The organism is Nonomuraea sp. NPDC049504, from assembly GCF_040676845.1.
Lineage (GTDB): Bacteria > Actinomycetota > Actinomycetes > Streptosporangiales > Streptosporangiaceae > Nonomuraea > Nonomuraea salmonea.
This window is the reverse complement of record NZ_JBFAPT010000001.1, coordinates 64,226-82,804: the sequence shown is the minus strand read 5'-3', so window position 1 is coordinate 82,804 and position 18,579 is coordinate 64,226. Positions and strand designations below refer to the sequence as shown.

At 70.5% G+C, this 18,579-nt stretch carries 13 protein-coding genes; 6 read left to right on the top strand and 7 right to left on the bottom strand.

Translation table 11 applies throughout. The annotated features are described in order from the left end of the window. Window positions 1-69: 69 nt before the first annotated feature. The 3 genes from AB0K28_RS00355 to AB0K28_RS00345 form a co-directional block, all read right to left on the bottom strand. Window positions 70-2,910, bottom strand: coding sequence for a vitamin B12-dependent ribonucleotide reductase (locus AB0K28_RS00355; RefSeq protein WP_364363227.1), 2,841 nt, complete (start codon window positions 2,908-2,910; stop codon window positions 70-72). Further along, window positions 2,907-3,362 (bottom strand): transcriptional regulator NrdR, encoded by a 456-nt coding sequence (gene nrdR / locus AB0K28_RS00350; RefSeq protein WP_043614619.1) that lies wholly within the window; start codon window positions 3,360-3,362, stop codon window positions 2,907-2,909. Before nrdR ends, AB0K28_RS00355 begins: the two co-directional genes overlap by 4 nt. A gap of 804 nt (window positions 3,363-4,166) precedes the next feature. Then, a complete protein-coding gene (locus AB0K28_RS00345) occupies window positions 4,167-4,478 on the bottom strand; it encodes a LysM peptidoglycan-binding domain-containing protein (protein ID WP_364363224.1) in 312 nt (103 codons plus the stop codon). Between the two features lie 738 nt (window positions 4,479-5,216). Between AB0K28_RS00345 and AB0K28_RS00340 the strand changes: the two genes are divergently transcribed. From AB0K28_RS00340 to lexA, 3 genes are all read left to right on the top strand, one after another. Next, on the top strand, window positions 5,217-5,471 hold the full coding sequence (locus AB0K28_RS00340; protein WP_364363221.1) for a hypothetical protein: 255 nt from the start codon (window positions 5,217-5,219) through the stop codon (window positions 5,469-5,471). A 595-nt stretch (window positions 5,472-6,066) separates the two neighbouring features. Continuing rightward, a complete protein-coding gene (locus AB0K28_RS00335; protein WP_345387766.1) occupies window positions 6,067-6,345 on the top strand; it encodes a hypothetical protein in 279 nt (92 codons plus the stop codon). Window positions 6,346-6,373: 28 nt separating this feature from the next. Beyond that, on the top strand, window positions 6,374-7,081 hold the full coding sequence (lexA, locus tag AB0K28_RS00330) for a transcriptional repressor LexA (RefSeq protein ID WP_345387768.1): 708 nt from the start codon (window positions 6,374-6,376) through the stop codon (window positions 7,079-7,081). A gap of 232 nt (window positions 7,082-7,313) precedes the next feature. Here lexA and AB0K28_RS00325 read toward each other — a convergent pair whose 3' ends face one another. Both AB0K28_RS00325 and AB0K28_RS00320 read right to left on the bottom strand, forming a co-directional pair. After that, complete coding sequence (locus AB0K28_RS00325) at window positions 7,314-8,753, bottom strand: family 43 glycosylhydrolase (protein ID WP_364363218.1); 1,440 nt, start codon at window positions 8,751-8,753, stop codon at window positions 7,314-7,316. A gap of 99 nt (window positions 8,754-8,852) precedes the next feature. Then, window positions 8,853-9,701: an aminoglycoside adenylyltransferase domain-containing protein gene (locus AB0K28_RS00320; RefSeq protein ID WP_364363215.1), complete on the bottom strand. Its 849-nt coding sequence runs from the start codon at window positions 9,699-9,701 to the stop codon at window positions 8,853-8,855. A gap of 128 nt (window positions 9,702-9,829) precedes the next feature. Here AB0K28_RS00320 and AB0K28_RS00315 point away from each other — a divergent pair, with 128 nt between their 5' ends. After that, complete coding sequence (locus AB0K28_RS00315; protein WP_364363212.1) at window positions 9,830-10,873, top strand: aminotransferase class I/II-fold pyridoxal phosphate-dependent enzyme; 1,044 nt, start codon at window positions 9,830-9,832, stop codon at window positions 10,871-10,873. A gap of 114 nt (window positions 10,874-10,987) precedes the next feature. Here AB0K28_RS00315 and AB0K28_RS00310 read toward each other — a convergent pair whose 3' ends face one another. Further along, the gene (locus tag AB0K28_RS00310; RefSeq protein ID WP_364363209.1) at window positions 10,988-14,137 is read right to left on the bottom strand and encodes a PDZ domain-containing protein; all 3,150 of its coding nucleotides are present in this window, start codon (window positions 14,135-14,137) and stop codon (window positions 10,988-10,990) included. A 147-nt stretch (window positions 14,138-14,284) separates the two neighbouring features. On the opposite strand from AB0K28_RS00310, the gene AB0K28_RS00305 reads away from it, so the two are divergent. Next, the gene (locus AB0K28_RS00305) at window positions 14,285-14,713 is read left to right on the top strand and encodes a hypothetical protein (protein WP_345387778.1); all 429 of its coding nucleotides are present in this window, start codon (window positions 14,285-14,287) and stop codon (window positions 14,711-14,713) included. A 49-nt stretch (window positions 14,714-14,762) separates the two neighbouring features. After that, a complete protein-coding gene (locus AB0K28_RS00300; RefSeq protein ID WP_345387781.1) occupies window positions 14,763-15,728 on the top strand; it encodes an LLM class F420-dependent oxidoreductase in 966 nt (321 codons plus the stop codon). 4 nt (window positions 15,729-15,732) lie between these two features. Here the strand turns inward: AB0K28_RS00300 and leuS are convergent, their stop codons facing one another. Continuing rightward, window positions 15,733-18,213, bottom strand: coding sequence for a leucine--tRNA ligase (gene leuS, locus AB0K28_RS00295; RefSeq protein WP_364363205.1), 2,481 nt, complete (start codon window positions 18,211-18,213; stop codon window positions 15,733-15,735). Window positions 18,214-18,579: the final 366 nt, after the last annotated feature.

The window sequence follows — 18,579 nt, the reverse complement described above, 5'->3', positions numbered from 1 at the left end:
GGGCCCCTCTCTCATTCGCTCACCACCGGCCGGTTTCTGAACCGCACCCGCCAGACGCGTCCTGCCAGGTCAGCTGCAGCCGCTGGTCGAGCCGCAGCCCTCGCAGACGTAGCAGCTGCCCGCGGGGCGCATCTTCGTGCCGCAGGTCATGCAGAGCGGCGCGTCGGCCGTGAAGCGCTGGTGGCTCTCCAGCGTCAGCTCCTGCTTGACGACCGGCAGCTCCTCCTCCGCCTTCGGCTGGGCGGCGGCGGCCGACTCGATCGGGGCCGACTGGGCCAGCGCCTCGCGGTCGACCGTCTCCTGCAGCGCCGCCGGGTCCTCGCCGCGCTGCTGCGCCGCCCGCTCGGCCGCCGAGAAGATGCCGAGCGCCGCCCGCTCCTCGTAGGGCAGGTGGTCGAGGGCCAGCCGGCGGAAGATGTAGTCCATCACCGAGGTGGCCATGCGGATGTCGGGGTCGTCGGTCATCCCGGCCGGCTCGAACCGCATGTTGACGAACTTGCTCATGTACGTCTCCAGCGGCACGCCGTACTGGAGCCCGATGGAGATCGCCACCGAGAAGGCGTCCATGACGCCCGCCAGCGTCGAGCCCTGCTTGGACATCTTGAGGAAGACCTCGCCGAGCCCGTCGTCCGGGTAGGACGAGGCGGTCATGTAGCCCTTCGCGCCGCCCACCGTGAACCGGGTGGTCATGCTGGGCCGCTGGTTGGGCATGCGGCGCCGGGTCGGCCGGTTGACCTCGACGACCTTGACCTCGGGCTCCGCCGCCTGCTCGGCCTTCTGCTCCTGCTTCTTCGCTCCGTCGCCGGCCGACAGCGGCTGGCCGACCTTGCAGTTGTCGCGGTAGACGGCCAGGGCCTTGAGCCCGAGCCGCCAGCCCTCGAGGTAGACCTGCTCGATGTCGTCGATCGTGGCCGACTCGGGCAGGTTGACCGTCTTGGAGATGGCGCCGGACAGGAACGACTGCGTGGCCGCCATCATGCGGACGTGGCCCATGGGCGCGATCGCCCGCTCGCCCATCGCGCAGTCGAACACCTCGTAGTGCTCCTGGCGCAGGCCGGGGGCGTCGACGACGTGGCCGTGCTCGGCGATGTACTCGACGATGGCCTCGATCTGCTCCTGCTGGTAGCCGAGCTGCTTGAGCGCCCGCGGGATCGTCTGGTTGACGATCTGCATGGAGCCGCCGCCGACGAGCTTCTTGAACTTGACCAGCGCCAGGTCGGGCTCGATGCCGGTGGTGTCGCAGTCCATCATGAGGCCGATCGTGCCGGTGGGCGCGAGGAGGCTGGCCTGGGCGTTGCGGTAGCCGTTCCTCTCACCCAGCTTGAGGCACTCCGACCACTGGCGGGACGCCTCGGCGTGGATCTTCGCGTCCATCGTGCCGACCGTGCGCAGGTCGTCGTTGGCCGCCGCGTGCTTGCGCATGACCCGCTTGTGCGGCTCCGCGTTACGGGCATATCCGTCGTACGGGCCCACGACGCCCGCCAGCTCCGCGCTGCGCCGGTAGGACACACCGGTCATCAGAGACGTGATCGCCCCCGCCACGGCCCGGCCGCCGTCGGAGTCGTACGCGTGGCCGGTCGCCATCAGCAGCGCGCCGAGGTTGGCGTAGCCGATGCCGAGCTGCCGGTAGGCCCGCGTCGTCTCGCCGATCTTCTCCGTCGGGAAGTCGGCGAAGACGATCGAGATGTCCATCGCGGTGATGATCAGCTCGGTCAGCTTGACGAAGTCGGCGACGTTGAAGGAGTTGTCGTCCTTCAGGAACTTCAGCAGGTTGATGCTGGCCAGGTTGCAGGAGGAGTTGTCGAGGTGGACGTACTCGCTGCAGGGGTTGCTGGCGGTGATGCGGCCCGTCTCGGGGGTGGTGTGCCAGTCGTTGATCGTGTCGTCGTACTGCAGGCCGGGGTCGGCGCACTCCCAGGCGGCCTTGGCCATCTTGCGGAAGAGGTTCTTGGCGTCGACCTTCTCGATGACCTCGCCGGTCAGGCGGGCCCGCAGCCCGAAGTCGCCGCCCTTCTCCACCGCGCGCATGAACTCGTCGGAGACGCGGACGGAGTTGTTGGCGTTCTGGTATTGGACGGAGACGATGTCCTTGCCGCCCAGGTCCATGTCGAACCCGGCGTCACGCAGCGCGCGGATCTTGTCCTCCTCGCGCGCCTTCGTCTCGATGAACTCCTCGATGTCGGGGTGGTCGACGTCGAGCACGACCATCTTGGCGGCCCGGCGGGTGGCGCCGCCGGACTTGATCGTCCCCGCCGAGGCGTCGGCGCCGCGCATGAACGAGACCGGCCCGCTGGCCGTGCCGCCGCTCGACAGCAGCTCCTTGGAGGAACGGATGCGGGACAGGTTGACCCCCGACCCCGAACCGCCCTTGAAGATCACGCCCTCTTCCTTGTACCACTCCAGGATCGACTCCATCGTGTCGTCCACGGAGAGGATGAAACAGGCGCTCACCTGCTGCGGCGACTGCGTGCCCACGTTGAACCACACCGGCGAGTTGAACGCGAACACCTGGTGCGCCAGCGCGTGCTTCAACTCGTGGTCGAAGATCTCGGCGTCCTCGTCGCTGGCGAAATAGCCGTGCTCGATGCCCGTCTTCGTGTAGACGCCGACGACCCGGTCGATGAGCTGCTTCAGGCTCCACTCACGCTGCGGCGTGCCCACGGCGCCGCGGAAGTATTTGGTCGTCACGATGTTCGCCGCGTTGACCGACCAGAAGTCGGGGAACTCGACACCCCGCTGCTCAAAGTTGATCGACCCGTCGCGCCAGTTCGTCATGACGACGTCGCGGCGCTCCCACTGAATCTCGTCATACGGGTGCACACCGGGCGTGGTGAAGATCCGCTTCATCTTCAGGCCCTTACGCGGACGCTTGCCCCCGCGCGCCACTGAACCGCTGGCCGTCTCCGTCATGACTCCCCCTTCTCCGCCTTCAACTGTTTGATCTCGGCCTCGAAGTCCGCCAGGCTCTCGAAACCGCGATATACCGATGCGAACCGCAGGTACGCCACCTCGTCCAGCTCCCGCAGCGGCCCCAGGATGGCCAGGCCCACTTCGTTGGACGGGATCTCGGCCGCGCCCTTCGCCCTGATGGCCTCTTCCACCCGCTGCCCCAGCTGCGCCAGCGAATCCTCGCTGACCGGCCTGCCCTGACAGGCCCGCCGCACGCCGGCGACGACCTTGTCACGCGAGAACGGCTCGGTCACTCCGCTGCGCTTGCTCACCATGAGCAGTACGGTCTCCTGCGTGGTGAACCTGCGCCCGCACTCGGGACAGGTCCTGCGACGCCGGATGGCCGCACCGTCGTCCGTCGAGCGACTGTCGATGACCCTGGTGTCAGGGTGGCGACAGAACGGACAGTGCACGCTTTTCGCCTCCAAGACCTGCGGCCACCACACACCGCAGAAACCGCCCTGACGGGACGCTGACGCACACTCCACGGGAACCCATGGAGCGGTCACGGAAACACAAGGTGTGGTGAACTACATCGGTGTAACTACTAGATGTTGTGGTCCAACCGTAGAAGCGCGCGACCATGAACGCAAGTTGAGCCACCCCTTCCCGCCGAAGTCGCTGATCAGCCCCCTCGCCTCATCCGCCCCGGGCGTGTCGGCCCACCGGCGGTGATCTTTACGCAGGTAGAGACGTCACATCGGTTACTCAAGCGGTCGCACGTGAACAACTCTCACACCCCTACCACCGGACAAACCCAGCACTCGCGCCCACCGCCCTGACCCCCTGTAACGCCCCTCGGCGAAGGCGCCTCCCGCCACCGACCTCCAACGCGAGAACCACCCCCACATAACCGCCCACCCGGAACGGCACCTCGTACAACCCCGCCCACCTGCACTTCCATCCCTCCAGAAAGAACCCACGCACCCCATGCCCACCTGCCCGCCACCGGAGCCGCCTGGCCGCGTCACCAGGAAGCCAGGCAGCCCTACCCGCCCATCACCCAGGCAAGCCCTCTTGCCCCCGGGTCACCAGGGGGCGACGTCGCCGTGTCGGTCCAGGAACCGCGGACCGGGCGCGCCGGCCTCCGCTTCGAGAACCTTCACGACGGCCGGGACGCTCTCCTCAGGCTTGAGAGGCGCCCCGGGCCCGCCGAGCCGGGTCCGACGGTCCCCGGGGTGACAGCGGCACCATGACCGGGGGTGCCGGGTCGGTCGTCAGCGTAAGGCGGCGGTGTCACCCGGTACGTACAGGCGGCTGCCGGGCCGGATGAAGGAGTCGGGCAGGCCGTTGAGCCGCTTGATCTCCTCTACCAGGGCGGCCGGGTCCTCGCCCTCCGCAAGAGCATCAGCGATCTTCCACAAGGTGTCCCCCTGGTGCACCTCGACCCACGGCAGCCCGGCGTGACCGGCAACCACGACCCGCACCTCCGCATGACCGACCGCCCGAGTGCCGAGCCAGAAGCCGCCCAGCGACAGCAGCGCCATCGCGACGACCACCACGATCCGCCCCCGTCGCGTCAACCGCACAGGAGCAGCCTGCCGCCGCGCCCCGGCCCTCCCCAGCCCAGGCACACCGACCCGCTCCCGCCGCACAACACTCCCCGCCGGACCGACCCTGCCCGCGCGACCCAGGGTTCCCGCCCGGCCCGCACTTCCCCCGCGACCTACACTTCCCCGCCCAACTCCGCTTCCGCGCCCGACCACACCTCGCCGCCCGCCCGGATTCGGCCGCCCCGCCAAACGTGGCCGCCCGGACGCGCTGTCCAGTCCGGCCATGCCCGCCCGCGCTGCGGCGATCCCGCGCCCTAGCGCTTTCTTACGTTTGGCCCCCTTCTCCCGCCCGCTTCCTTTCTCCCGCCCGCTTCCTTTCTCCCGCCCGCTTCCTTTCTCCCGCCCGCTTCCTGCCTGCCGCCCACTTCCTTTCTCCCGCCTGCTTGCTATTTGCCGCCCGCTTCCCGTCTGCCGCCCGCTTGCTATCTCCCGGCCGCTTGCTATCTCCCGGCCCGCGGTCTTCTTTCGTCCGGTGGTCTTCTCCCCCGTGGCCGCGTGCTCCCCTCGCCGTGCGGGACCTCCTGCGCGGCCCTGCGGGAACGCGCCGCCGCGTTCCGGGACGACCCCCACAGGACGTCGCCCGCTTCCGGCGCTCCCGCCCGGCGCGGGCGCATTCGCCTCGCCCTGTATCAGCGTCAGCGGGCCTCGGCTGAGCATGCCGGCGTCGCCGGTGTCGGCCTGCCTCCTCCAGAAACGCCGGAAAGGTGCGATGCCGTGGACGCCCTTCCCGCCCCGGACGCCCTTCCCGCCCCGGACGCCCTTCCCGCCCCGGACGCCCTTCGCACCGCCGAGGGCTTTGCCGCCGCGGGCACCCTTGTCGCCGGGGACACCCTCGTCGCCGCGGGCAGCCCTGTCACCACGGACACCCCCGTCGCCACGGAGACCCTGATCGCTGCGGACGCCCTTGCCGCTGCCGGTTCGGGAAGCGGCGACACGGCCGAGCGGGGTGTCGTCCCTGGCATCGCGTGAGCGTGAGGGGGCCACGTCAGGGCGTGCGGGCACCGGGCGAGGGCCCAACGGTGTCACGTCGGGGGGCGGGCCGCCGGCCTTCGTGCCACGTCGGCGTGCTTTGCGCGTAAGCGGGACATCGTCGCGCGGTGGGCCCGCGCCGCCCGGCTCCCAGCGAGCCCCGTCCCTGCCCGATGCCCCACCCCGCCCCTGTACGTCGCGTCCGCCCGACGCCGCCGCGCCTTTCCTCAGGGCCGCGCCGGGGCCCGGCGCCACGTCACCGCCCAGCGCCGTGCCGTCGCCCAGCGATGCGCCCCTGCGCCGCGCCCTGCCCCTCCCCGGCACCCCTTCACTGTCCAACGCAGCACCGCCCGGCGCCCCTTCACTGCCCAGTCCCGCACCGCCCGGCGTCGCGTCACGGGCCGACGACCCGGTGGCGGCTGGGTTGCCGAGAGCGTCTGCGTCGGGTGGGTCGGCGGGGGCTGGGCGTGGGGGTGGGACGAGGTGCAAATGGGGTCTTCCGCCGTGGCGGGAGCGGGGCCCCAACCTCTTGCCGGAATTCATGCGAACGCCACCCCCCGCCCGCGTATTGTCTCCCCGTCGATCGTTACTCCGCGTGGCTTCGGCGATCAAGGTGAGCCGGTTGACGTCTTCGCTGGTCGTGTCCGTGTTTGTGGGCCTTCGCATGGATGACCTCCTGCCGCGTGGCCTGAGGAAAAGGCCAAATAAGATCAGCAAATCGAACACGGTGTCGATCGAACTCCCGTACGATGTTGTACACCACACTGGCGACAATTTCGAGGAAGACTCGAACAATTGTTTGAAGATGATCTTCAACAGCGATACGGTCGCTGTGTGCGACATCGGGACCACAGACCGGGAGGTCCGCCGGTGAGGCGGGCCGCCAGGCGAGGAGGAAGAGCATGACCGAGCGGGACGACGCGAACGGGGTCAGCGACCTCGCGGTGCGCCGACGAGACTCCCTGGGCCTGACGCCCAGGCAGCGCAAGATCCTCGAAGTGATCCGCGACTCGGTGCAGCAGCGCGGATATCCGCCCTCCATGCGTGAGATCGGCGAGGCGGTGCAGCTGACCAGCACGTCCAGCGTGTCGCACCAGCTCACCGCCCTGCAGCGGAAGGGCTACCTGCGGCGTGACCCGCATCGGCCGCGCGCGCTCGAGGTGCGCCTGCCGGGCGAGCCGGTGCTGTGGGTCGACCCCGACGCCGGCGCCGAGGAGCCCACGGTCAACCGGCCGACGGCCGCCTACGTCCCGCTCGTGGGTCGCATCGCCGCCGGTGGCCCGATCCTCGCCGAGGAGAGCGTCGAAGACGTCTTCGCGCTGCCGAAGCAGCTCGTCGGTGAGGGCACGCTGTTCCTCCTGCAGGTCACCGGTGACTCGATGATCGAGGCCGCGATCGCCGACGGCGACTGGGTGGTCGTCCGCCAGCAGCCCGTCGCCGAGAGCGGTGACATCGTGGCGGCGATGATCGACGGCGAGGCCACGGTCAAGACCTTCAAGCGCAAGGACGGCCACGTCTGGCTCGTCCCGCACAACCCCAACTACGAGCCCATCCCCGGCGATGAGGCCAGTGTGCTGGGCAAGGTCGTCGCGGTCCTGCGCCGCCTCTGACCCCTGATCTTCCTCCGACTCCTCGCGGGGTGGCGCTCGGGCACACGTCCGAGCGCCAGGCGGGGCGCACGACGCGCGCGTCCCGTCACCGGTCCCGCGGGTTGATGTGCTCTCTGGGTTCCTGAATGTCTTGGTGAGGGTGGCGGGGCCGGCGGCTCCTCACGGTTCTCGGTGTCGCTCACGATGGGTGCTGTGGCGACGCCGGCCCCCGCCCCGGCCGGCGAACTCCTGATCACTCCAGGATGAAGCTGGCGCTGTTGCGGAACGCGGTCGTTCCGTCGTCCCGCTCCACCCACACCGTTCCCGCGCGGTGTCGCAGGTAGTAGCCGGGGAAGTTGATCGACTCGAAGGACACGGTGCCGCTGCCGGCGAGGCCGGTGCGCCGGGTGAAGGAGGCGTCGGCGTCGAAGAGGGCCGAGCCGTCCCGCTGGTGGACCCATCCCTCATGGTTGCGGTGACGCAGGTAGTAGCCAGGGAAGTTGGCTGATTCCAGGGAGACGGTGCCGGCGCCGGACAGCCCGGTCACGAGCCTGAACTGGGAGTCGGCCAGCGGGGTGACGTTGCTCTCCAGGCGGGCGCGGTAGTCCCAGTGCCGCACGGCCGAGCCGGCCACGTCGTACGACATGAGCCGCACGGGCGTGACCCCGTCGGCCACCGGGATGCCGAAGTCGGGGGTGCCGTCGGCGCGCCAGTACACCTTCTGTACGCGAGTCCGCCGGTTGGGGTCGTTCAGCGGGTCGCCGGAGATGTCCCGATAGTTGCGATCGTGGTAGACGATGAGGTCGCTCTGCCCGTCCTCGGAGACCGTGAACGAGTTGTGCCCGGGGCCGTACTGACTGGTGGCGGCGTTGCTCGCGAAGACGGGGTTCGGGCTCTTGGTCCACGAGGCGGCCTGCAGCGGGTCGGCGGAGGCCGAGGCGGTGAGCAGGCCGACGCAATAGTTGGCGTCGGTGGCGCTCGCCGAGTACGTCAGGAAGAGCCGCCCGTTACGCTGCAGCACGGCGGGCCCCTCGGCCACCTTGTAGCCGCGCGTCTCCCACGCCAGCGTGGGCACGGTCAGCCGGGTGACGGTCCCGGTGATCGTCCAGGGGTTGGCGCCCATCCGCGCGATGTAGAGGTTGGAGTTGGTCGCGATGCCCGGCTCCTGCTGCGCCCAGAGGAGATAACGCACGCCGCCCGCGACGAACGTGGTGGCGTCGAGCGAGAAGGTGTCCCACGGCGTGGTGATGCGGCCGCGCTCGGTCCAGGCGCCGGTCAGCGGGTTGGCGGCGGCGTTCTCCAGGACGTACATGCGGATGCGCCACACGTCGTCGGCCCGGCCGGCGGCGAAGTAGACGTACCACTTGCCGTTGATGAAGTGGATCTCGGGGGCCCAGATGTGGGCGCCCATCTCGCCGGTGGTGTGCCGGCGCCAGATGACGGTCTCGGGGGCGCCGGCGAGGCCCTGGATGGTGGTGGCGCGGCGCAGCACGATGCGGTCGTACTCGGGGACGGTGGCGGTGAGGTAGTAGTAGCCGTCGGTGTGCCGGAAGACGTGCGGGTCGGCGCGGCGGGCGGCGATCGGGTTGGTGTACTGGACGGCCGGGGAGGCATGGGCGGCGCCCGGTGGAAGGATCACGAGCAGCATTGTGGCCATGAGGACGAAGGCCACGGTCCGGCGGAGGGCAGTCATGGGCGTCCTTTCCGGAGGAGAGCCAGTGTTAGCGCTAACATCACGCCACCCGGCTCCGCGCCGACGGGATCGCATTCGTATCCCGGACCGGCCGCCCGGTCAATCCCCCCGCGCCTGAAACAGCCGGTGCCCGGCCACGATCACGTGACCGGCGAACTCCAGCATGTCCCTCCGCCGCTCGAACGGCGAGCCGTAGAGCGAGCGCCGGGGCGTGCCGAAGTGCTCGCCGAAGCACGACACCAGCCCGGCGAAGGACGGCTGCGCGGAGTCGTCCTGGCGCAGGCGCAGGGCCTCGTTCACCACCTGGTGCCAGCGCTCGGGGAACGTCTCCAGCGCGTGCAGCGCGGCGTCCGTCTTTGACGCGATCTCGCCGGTGGCCAGCGTGTAGTGCAGCCGGGAGACCCCGGTGACCACCCACACCGTGCCGTACGCGCCGAGCGAGGTCACGCCCCACGGGGACAGCAGGCGGGAGGCGCGGTGGACCAGCCGGCGCCAGTAACGGTCGAGGTTGCCGTCGGTCCACGCGGCGAGCGCGGCGGGATCGTTCCAGATCTTCAGCTCTTCGGGCTTCGGCCCCCGGCAGGTCAGGCCGTGGCGGGCGAGGGTGTGCCAGGTGACGGGATTCGGCTCGCCGCGCCGGTTGAGCCTGGCGCCCTTCGCTTGGGGGCGCTCACCCAGCTCGGCGGGGTCGTGGCCGAGGTCGTCCCAGGTGAGGTAGACGCCTTCGAAGGGGTGGGCGCCGAGCCTGGTGTGGATGCGTTCGAGCACGCCGGGCGCCGGCGGCCCGGTGGTGACGGCCACGAAGTCGATGTCGCTGGTGTCGGGCCGGTAGTCGCCGAGCGCCGCCGAGCCCTCGAGGTAGAGCCCCTCCACCAGCCCTGGGGCCTCCGCGTCCGCCACGGAGAGGTACGTCTCGACGATCGCGTCGATCTTCGGGTGGGGCGTCATGGCCGCCCAGCCTGCCATAACCCGCGCCACCGCCTCATCACATTCATAAATCCTAGAATGGCCACGTGGAGGACGCATATCCCCCAATAGACCTTAAATCAGTACACGATGGGCTCAAGTGGGCGGCGGTGGAACCAGGCGTCATCCCCGCCTGGGTCGCCGACATGGACCTGCCCACGGCCCCCGCCGTCACCGAAGCCCTGGCCAGGCGGACGGCAGGCGACCTCGGCTACCCCGCCTGGCTGCTCGACCCGAGCGCGGGCCCGCTGGCCGAGGCGTTCGCCGAGCGGATGTCGGCCCGCCACGGCTGGGACCCCGACCCCACCCACGTCCGCCCCTTCAACGACCTCAACCAGGCACTCCAGGTGCTGCTCCAGATCGGGACGCGGCCCGGCGACGGAGTGGCCCTGCACGTCCCCGCCTACCCCCCGTTCCTGACCACGCTGAAGGTCATGGACCGCCGGCTTCATCCGATCAGCCTCGAACCGGACGGCGACACCTGGCGCTTCGAGGTGCCCGACCTGTCGGGCTGCCGGGTCCTGCTGCTGGTCAACCCGCACAACCCGACCGGCCGCGTCTTCACCCGCGCCGAGCTGACCGCGCTCGCCGAGTGCGCCGAGCGCCACGACCTGCTGGTCATCGCCGACGAGATCCACGCCGACCTCGTGTACGCACCCCACCACCACATCCCCTTCGCCACGATCCTCCCGGACCGCACCGTCACCCTCACCTCGGCCACGAAGGCGTTCAACCTGGGCGGCATCCGCTGCTCGGTCGCCCACCTCGGCCACGCGGGCGTCCGCGCGGCCTTGGAGGCACAACCGCCCTTCGTGTACGGCTCCCCCAGCGTCTTCGGCGTCGAGGCCACGGTCGCGGCATGGCGGCACGGGGACGCCTGGCTGGCCGAGACCCTGGCCCTGCTCGACCGCAACCGCCGCACGATCGCCGCCCGGCTGCCGGAGACGTTCGGCTACCGGCTGCCGGAGGCGACGTACCTGGCCTGGCTGGAGGCGGGGCGGCCGGGCATGGCGGAGGTGATCGAGCGCGAGGCCAGGGTCAGGCTGAACGACGGCGCCGGCTTCGGCCCCGGCGGCGAGCACTACGTACGGCTCAACTTCGCCACCACCGAGGCCATCCTGGCCGAGATCCTCACCCGGCTGACCGTCCTCTGAGACCGGCCGGGCCGCCACGAGCGGCCCAGCCGATCATCACCGCCGACCATCAGCGCCGACCATCAGCGCCGACCATCAGGGCCGACCATCAGGGCCGACCATCAGGGCCGGTCATCAGGCGGGCAGCGGCGGCAGCTCGGGCGGCGTCGCCGGCGGGTGCTCGTCGAGCGCGGCGAGCGCCAGCTCGATCGCCTTGTCGAGCTGCGGATCCCGCCCGGCGACCCGGTCCTGCGGCGTGATCACGACCTCGACGTCGGGGTCGACGCCGTAGTTCTCGACGTCCCAGCCGGGCCCCTCCAGCCAGAACGAGTACCGCGGCTGGGTCACCACGGTGCCGTCCACGAGCGAGTACCGCTGGTCGATGCCGATGACGCCGCCCCAGGTCCGCACACCGACGAGCGGCCCGATGCCGCGGTTCTTGATGCCCTGGCTGACGATGTCGCCGTCGGACCCGGCGAACTCGTCGGCGACGGCCACGACCGGCCCGCGCGGCGAGTCGTCGGGGTAGCGCATCGGCCGGTAGCCGCGGGAGACCGACCAGCCGGTGACCCTGCGCGACAGCTTCTCCAGGACCAGCTCCGACAGGTGCCCGCCACCGTTCTCCCGCACGTCCACGATGAGCCCGTCGCAGGCGATCTCGGTGCGCAGGTCGCGGTGGAACTGCGCCCACCCGGGCGCACCCATGTCGGGCACGTGCAGGTAGCCGAGCCGGCCGCCGGACGCCTCCTTGACGTGGGCGCGCCGGTCGGCGACCCAGTCGTGGTAGCGCAGCGCGGTCTCGTCGGCGATCGGGCTGACCACGACCCGGCGGACGTCGCCGCCCGACGCGGGCCGCACGGTGAGCTCGACGGGCTGGTTCGCGGTGCCGGCCAGCAGCGCCAGCGGGCCGCGTACCGGATCGACGGGACGGCCGCCGACGGCGAGGATCGCGTCACCCGGACGGACCGCGACGCCGGGGGCGAGCAGCGGCGAGCGGGCGGCGTGGTCGGACGACTCGCCCGGCAGGACGCGGGTGACGCGCCACACGCCGTCGTCGTCCCTGGCCAGGTCGGCGCCGAGCAGGCCCTGGCGGCGGCGCGGGTCGGCGCCGCCGCCGTTGCCGATGGCGTAGGCGTGGGAGGTGCCCAGCTCGCCCTGCGTCTCCCAGAGCAGGTCGATCAGCTCGGAGTGGCAGCCGATGCGCTCGACGAGCGGCTCGTAGCGGTCGAGCACGCCCTGCCAGTCGACGCCGTTCATGTCGGCCCGCCAGAAGTGGTCGCGCATGAGCCGGCCGGCCTCGCGGAAGCCCTGCCGCCACTCGGCGACGGGGTCGATCCGCACGCTGATCCGGTCGAGGTCGATGGTGACGGGGTCGTCGCCCTCGGTCGCGGCGCGGGTCTGCAGGCCGTTCTTGCCGTGGGTGACGAGCCGGGAGCCGTCGCCGCTGACCTCGAACGAGCGCACCTCCCTGGTCAGCTCGGCCCTGGCGCGCTTCTTGAGGTCGTAGCGTTCGAGCACGACCTCGTGGTTCTGCTCGGAGCCGTCGCCGAGCCGGCCGGTGACCGGGTGGCGCAGCCAGAGCAGCGCGTCCTTGGCGGCGCGCAGGTTGCCGTAGCGGGCGGCCGGCACGGGCACGGGCACCGCGCGGTCGAAGAGGCCGTCGGTGTCCACCTCCGTACGCGGCGGCTCGTCGTCCTTCTTGTCGCCCTTGGCGGGCTTGTCGTCCTCGCCGTTGAAGCCGCGGCCCTGCAGGGAGGGGTCGAACGGGGAGGGCGTGGTGGCCTGGAGGGGCAGGATGTACGGCTTGCACCCGTACGGGAAGGACAGGTCGAAGACGTGCGTGTCGTAGACGGGGTCGAAGGTGCGTACGGACAGGAACGCCAGGTGCTTGCCGTCCTTGGTGAAGACGGGGTCGTAGTCGGCGAACCTGGCAGGGGTGACCTCGATGACCGAGCTGCCGTCCACGCGGCCCATCTTGATCTGCGTCAGCCGCTCGTCGTGCGGGAACTCCCAGGCCAGCCAGCCCGAGTCGGGCGAGAACGTGAGGCCGGAGACGTCGCCCTGGTCGGTGCGGTCCAGCTCCCTGACGTTCCCGCTCTCCACGTCCACGACGAGCAGCCGCCCGTCGTGGCAGGCGGCGGCCACGTGCTTGCCGTCGGGGGCGGCGGCCAGCTCCAGCACGCGGCCGAGCTGCCCGGCCGCCAGCGTGCTGATCTCACCGCCGGGGATGCCGATCTCCAGGGCGTCCTCGCCGGTGGCGTCGGAGACCCACACGGCTCTGCCGTCGGCGTCGAGCACGCGCGGCAGCCGGACGCGGACGCCGGGCTCGGCGCGCAGCACGCCCGCGGGGCCGTCGCGGTGGGTCACCCAGTGGGCGGTGCCGCGGATCTCGACGGTGCTCGCCCGTCCGGTGGCGTCCGGCGCGTACGAGCCCACCCGCAGCGGCGCCGGCCGCCTGGCCCGTCCAGGGCGCGGGCCGCCGAGGCGCACGTCCAGCCGGCGTGGCTCGGCGTCCAGGCTCTCCAGCAGCCACAGGTCACCGGCGTGGGAGTAGATCACGCGGCGGCCGTCACTGGTGGCGTGGCGGGCGTAGAACTCCTCGTGGGAGGTGTGCTTGCGCAGGTCGGAGCCGTCGGGCAGGGCGGAGTAGACGTTGCCGGTGCCGTCGGCGTCGGACAGGAAGACCAGGCGGTCCCCCACCCAGCTCACCGACCAGTACTGCGCCGTGCTGTCGGCGAACAGCCGGACGAACTCGCCGGTCCCCTCGGCGTCCACCCAGATCTTGCCGGCCGTGCCACCCCGGTAGCGCTTCCACTGCGACGGCTCACGCCAGATCGACGACACGGTGGCGACCCGCGGCCCGTCGACGGCCACCTCGCTGATCCACCCGTACGGCAACCGCGTGGCCTGCCCGCCGTCGAGCGGCACCGCGTACGCCCAGCGCCGTACGCGCGAGCTCTGCCCGGCCTCGCTCACCGCCAGCACGTCACCGCCGGCCGTCCAGCCGCGCACGGTGGTGCCGTTGCCGCCCCAGTGGGTCAGCCGCTCGCCCTCCGCCCCGTCGAGTTCGGCGGCGAACACCTCGGCGGCGCCCTCCTTGGTGCTGGTCCACGCGATGCGGCCACCGTCGGGGGAGAAACGCGGATTGCTCACCGGTACGCGGTCGGCGGTGAAGCGCCAGGCCCGCCCTCCCTCCAGCGGCGCGAGCCATACGTCGTCGTCGGCGACGAAGGTGACCAGGTCACCGTGTAGGTGCGGGTATCTCAGGTATGCGCCATTTGTCACCCCTGCACACTAATCGGCGACGTCAAGCCAAGCCCAAGAATTCTTCCACCGGCGGACGGGACCGGCCCTGGAAAACCCCAAGTCCGGGATGCCGCGGGCCCGCACGGGCAGGGGGATGGCCGCTGTCCCGACGTCTGTGAGGCCCTGATGAGGATCTTCGCCCGCGCCCACCACCTTCCCACCCGCCTGGCCGCGGCGGCCGTCATCCTGAACTCCGGCGTCGAGAAGACCGGCGCCGAGGAGCAGACCGCGGCCGGACTGCACGGCATGGCGTCGGGGACCTATCCGTTCCTGGCGAGCATGGAGCCGAAGGCGTTCGTCCGGCTGCTGTCCCGCTCGGAGATCGCGCTCGGCGCGGCGCTGCTCGCGCCGTTCGTGCCGTCGCTGCTGGCCGGGGCGGCGCTCACCGGCTTCGCGGCGGGCCTGCTCGGCCTCTATCTGCGGACGCCGGGGATGCGCAAGGAGGGCAGCCTGCGCCCGACCCAGAACGGCACCGCCGTCGTGAAGGACCTCTGGCTGCTGGGCATCGGGCTGAGCCTGGTGATCGAGGAGCTGGGCGACCGCGACCATCATTGATCTCCGTACTGCGGCCACTAAGGTGCACAAAGCGGGGTAGCCGGGACACATGGTACAGATCGGCTACACCTTGATGTCCGAGCAGACCCCGGCCCGCGAACTCGTCGACTACGCCGCCGCGGCCGAACGGACCGGCTTCGACTACGCCGTCATCTCCGACCACTATTTCCCTTGGCTGGAGGAGATGGGGCACTCGCCCTACTGCTGGTCGGTGCTCGGCGCCGCCGCCCAGGCGACCGAGCGGCTGCCGCTCATGACGTACGTCACCTGCCCCATCATGCGCTACCACCCGGCCGTGGTCGCGCAGAAGGCGGCCACGATGGGCGTGCTGAGCAAGGGCCGCTTCACCCTCGGCCTGGGCGCGGGCGAGAACCTCAACGAGCACGTCATCGGCGAGGGCTGGCCGCCTGTGGACACCCGGCACCGCATGTTCGCCGAGGCCGTGCAGATCATCAGGAAACTGTTCAGCGGCGAGTACATCACCCACCAGGGCGAGTTCTACGACGTGGACTCGGCCAAGCTGTACGACCTGCCGGAGCAACCCGTCCCCATCGGCATCGCCGCGTCCGGCGGCCAGTCCGCTGAGATCGCCGCCGAGTACGGCGACGTGCTGGTCATCAACGAGCCGATGCCCGAGGTCGTGCAGCAGTTCAACGCGGCCGGCGGGCAGGGCAAGCCGGTCTACGGCCAGCTCGCCATCTCCTACGACACCGACCGCGAGGCGGCACTCCAGCGGGCCCACGAGCTGTGGCGCTGGAGTGTCAGCGGCTGGAAGGTGATGGCCGAGCTGCCAGGGCCGGTGAACTTCGCCGCCGCCGCCGGCACCGTACGCCCCGAGGACGTGGCGAAGAGCGTGCCCTGCGGCGACGACGTGGACGCCGTGGTGGAGAGCGTCAGGAAGTTCGCCGACGCGGGGTTCACCCACGTGGCGCTCGTGCAGATCGGGCACGACCGGCAGCAGCAGTTCTTCGACTGGGCCGAGAAGGAACTGCTGCCGGCCCTGCGCGAGGTGTGAACCCCTAGGGGACGATGTTGACCAGCTTGGGCGCCCGGACGATCACCTTGCGCGGCACCCCCTGGAGGTAGGGGGTGATCTTGCCGGAGGCCAGGGCCAGCTCGCGCAGCTCGGCCTCGGTGATGTCGGGCGAGACCTCCAGCCGGTCGCGCACCTTGCCCGCCACCTGCACGACGCACGTGACCGACTCCTGCACCAGCAGCGCGGGGTCGGCCACCGGCCACCCGGCGAACGCCACCGACCCGGTGCGGCCCAGCCGCTCCCAGCCCTCTTCCGCGGTGTAGGGGGCGACCAGCGACAGCATGACCGCCAGCGCCTCGGCCGCCTCGCGCACCGCCGGGTCGGCGGCGCCGGGGCCGGAGTCGATGGCCTTGCGGGCCGCCGAGGTCAGCTCCATCATGCGCGCCACCGCGACGTTGAAGCGCTGGCCCTCGACGAGCTTGGTGACCTCGTCGATCGTGTGGTGGGTGACCTTGCGCAGCTCGGCGTCACCGCCGTCGAACGCGGCGCCGGGCTCGCTGGTGACCTCGGACATCACGCGCAGCGCGCGGGCCAGGAACTTCTGGGAGGCCGCCGGGGAGACGTCGGCCCAGTCGATGTCGTCCTCCGGCGGACCGGCGAAGATCATCGTCAGGCGTACGGCGTCGACGCCGAACTCGTCGATCTGCTGGCCCAGGTCGACGCCGTTGCCCAGCGACTTCGACATGGCCTTGCCGCCGTTGATCACCTGGCCCTGGTTGAGCATGCGCAGGAACGGCTCGGTGAAGTCGACCATGCCCATGTCGTGCAGGACCTTGGTGAAGAAGCGGGAGTACAGCAGGTGCAGCACCGCGTGCTCGATGCCGCCGACGTACTGGTCGATCGGCCCCCACTTGCGCACCTGCTCGGGGTCGAACGGGCCCTCGGTGTAGCCAGGCGAGCAGTAACGCAGGAAGTACCACGACGAGTCGACGAACGTGTCCATCGTGTCGGTGTCGCGCTTGGCCGGGCCCGAGCACTTGGGGCACTCGACGTTGACCCACTCGGTGGCGCTGGCCAGCGGGGAGACGCCCTTGGGCGCCAGCGCCTCGCCGCGCATGTCGGGCAGCGTGACCGGCAGCTGCTCGTCGGGGACGGGCACCTCGCCGCAGTCGGGGCAGTGGATGATCGGGATCGGCGTGCCCCAGAAGCGCTGGCGCGACAGCAGCCAGTCGCGCAGCCGGTAGTTGACCGCGCCGGTGCCCCTGCCCTCGGACTCCAGGACCTCGATGATCTTTCTGATGCCCTCGGCCTTGGTCAGGCCGTCGAGCGGGCCGGAGTTGACCAGCGTGCCCTCGCCCGGCGTGGCCTCGCCGGTCTCGCCGGGGTCGGCCAGGCCGGTGTGCACGACGACCTTGACCGGCAGGTCGAACTTGCGGGCGAAGTCGAGGTCGCGCTGGTCGTGGGCGGGCACCGCCATGATGGCGCCGTGGCCGTAGTCGGACAGCACGTAGTCGGCCGCCCAGATCGGGATGCGCTCGCCGTTGACCGGGTTGATCGCGTGGCGGCCCAGGAAGACGCCGGTCTTCTCCTTGTCGGTGGCCAGGCGCTCGATGTCGCTCAGCCGGGCGACCTCGGCGCGGTAGGCCTCGAACGCCGGACGCTGCTCGTCGGTGACGATCTCGTCGGCCAGCGCGGCGTCGGCGGCGACCACGAAGAACGTGGCGCCGAACAGGGTGTCGGGGCGCGTGGTATAGACCTGGACCGGCTCGTCGCGGCCCTCGATCTCGAACAGGACGTCGGCGCCCTCGGAGCGGCCGATCCAGTTGCGCTGCATGGTCAGCAGCCGCTCGGGCCAGCCGGTCAGCTGCTCCATGTCGTCCAGCAGGCGCTGGGCGTAGTCAGTGATCTTGAAGTACCACTGCGTCAGCTCGCGCCTGATGACGTCGGCGCCGCAGCGTTCGCACCTGCCGGCCACGACCTGCTCGTTGGCCAGCACGGTCTGGTCGTTGGGGCACCAGTTGACCAGGCCGCCCTTGCGGTAGGCCAGGCCGCGCTCGAAGAAGCGGATGAACAGCCACTGGTTCCAGCGGTAGTAGTCGGGATCGCTCGTGTGCAGGCGGCGCGACCAGTCGAAGGAGATGCCGTAGCGGCGGAACGAGTTGGCCTGCGTCTCGATGTTGGCGTAGGTCCACTCCGCCGGGTGGGCGTTGCGCTTGATCGCGGCGTTCTCGGCGGGCAGCCCGAAGGAGTCCCAGCCGATGGGATGCAGGACGTTGTAGCCCTTCTGCATCCAGTATCGGGCGACGACGTCGCCGATGGCGAACACCTCACCGTGGCCCATGTGGAGGTCGCCCGACGGGTAGGGGAACATGTCGAGCATGTAGCGGCGCTCGCGGGTGTCCGCGAGGTCCTCGCTCGCCCGATAGGTGTCCTGCTCCTCCCATCGCTGCTGCCACTTGGCCTGCAGCGCCTGCGGGTCATACTCACTCACGGCTACTGTCCTTCTGGCTTGATTCGGACCCATAAGAAAACCCCCCGTGCACACAACGAGGGGTGGAGCCGCGACGGCGAGATCTTCAGGGCCGTCGCGGCCCGCTAAGAAGCAGGGTCGCGGAACGCATGTGTCAAGCCTAGCGCACCTCTTCGGATGAATGCAGGCACTCGAAGGGGGTCCGCGGGCACAATGGATCCTTCAGGTCCGGTGAGACCTGATGGTGATGTATCCGTTGTGACCTCATTCGTCCCAGAAGAATAGCCTTGACGCCGTGGTGTACCCAGCTGAGCCAGATCGACCGGAGGACGACCTGCCGCTGCAGGATCCGCCGACCGATCCGCATGGCTTCGCTCGTTTCGCTGCGGAACCACCTGGGTCTCCTGGAAAATCCCATGA

Excerpts from the sequence above, each read along its gene's own strand:
- AB0K28_RS00320 (WP_364363215.1), bottom strand. The coding sequence starts at position 9,701 with ATGACGCCCCACCCGAAGATCGACGCGATCGTCGAGACGTACCTCTCC.
- leuS (WP_364363205.1), bottom strand. The coding sequence starts at position 18,213 with ATGGGTCCGAATCAAGCCAGAAGGACAGTAGCCGTGAGTGAGTATGAC.
- lexA (WP_345387768.1), top strand. The coding sequence starts at position 6,374 with ATGACCGAGCGGGACGACGCGAACGGGGTCAGCGACCTCGCGGTGCGC.
- AB0K28_RS00325 (WP_364363218.1), bottom strand. The coding sequence starts at position 8,753 with ATGACTGCCCTCCGCCGGACCGTGGCCTTCGTCCTCATGGCCACAATG.
- AB0K28_RS00305 (WP_345387778.1), top strand. The coding sequence starts at position 14,285 with ATGAGGATCTTCGCCCGCGCCCACCACCTTCCCACCCGCCTGGCCGCG.
- AB0K28_RS00355 (WP_364363227.1), bottom strand. The coding sequence starts at position 2,910 with ATGACGGAGACGGCCAGCGGTTCAGTGGCGCGCGGGGGCAAGCGTCCG.
- AB0K28_RS00300 (WP_345387781.1), top strand. The coding sequence starts at position 14,763 with ATGGTACAGATCGGCTACACCTTGATGTCCGAGCAGACCCCGGCCCGC.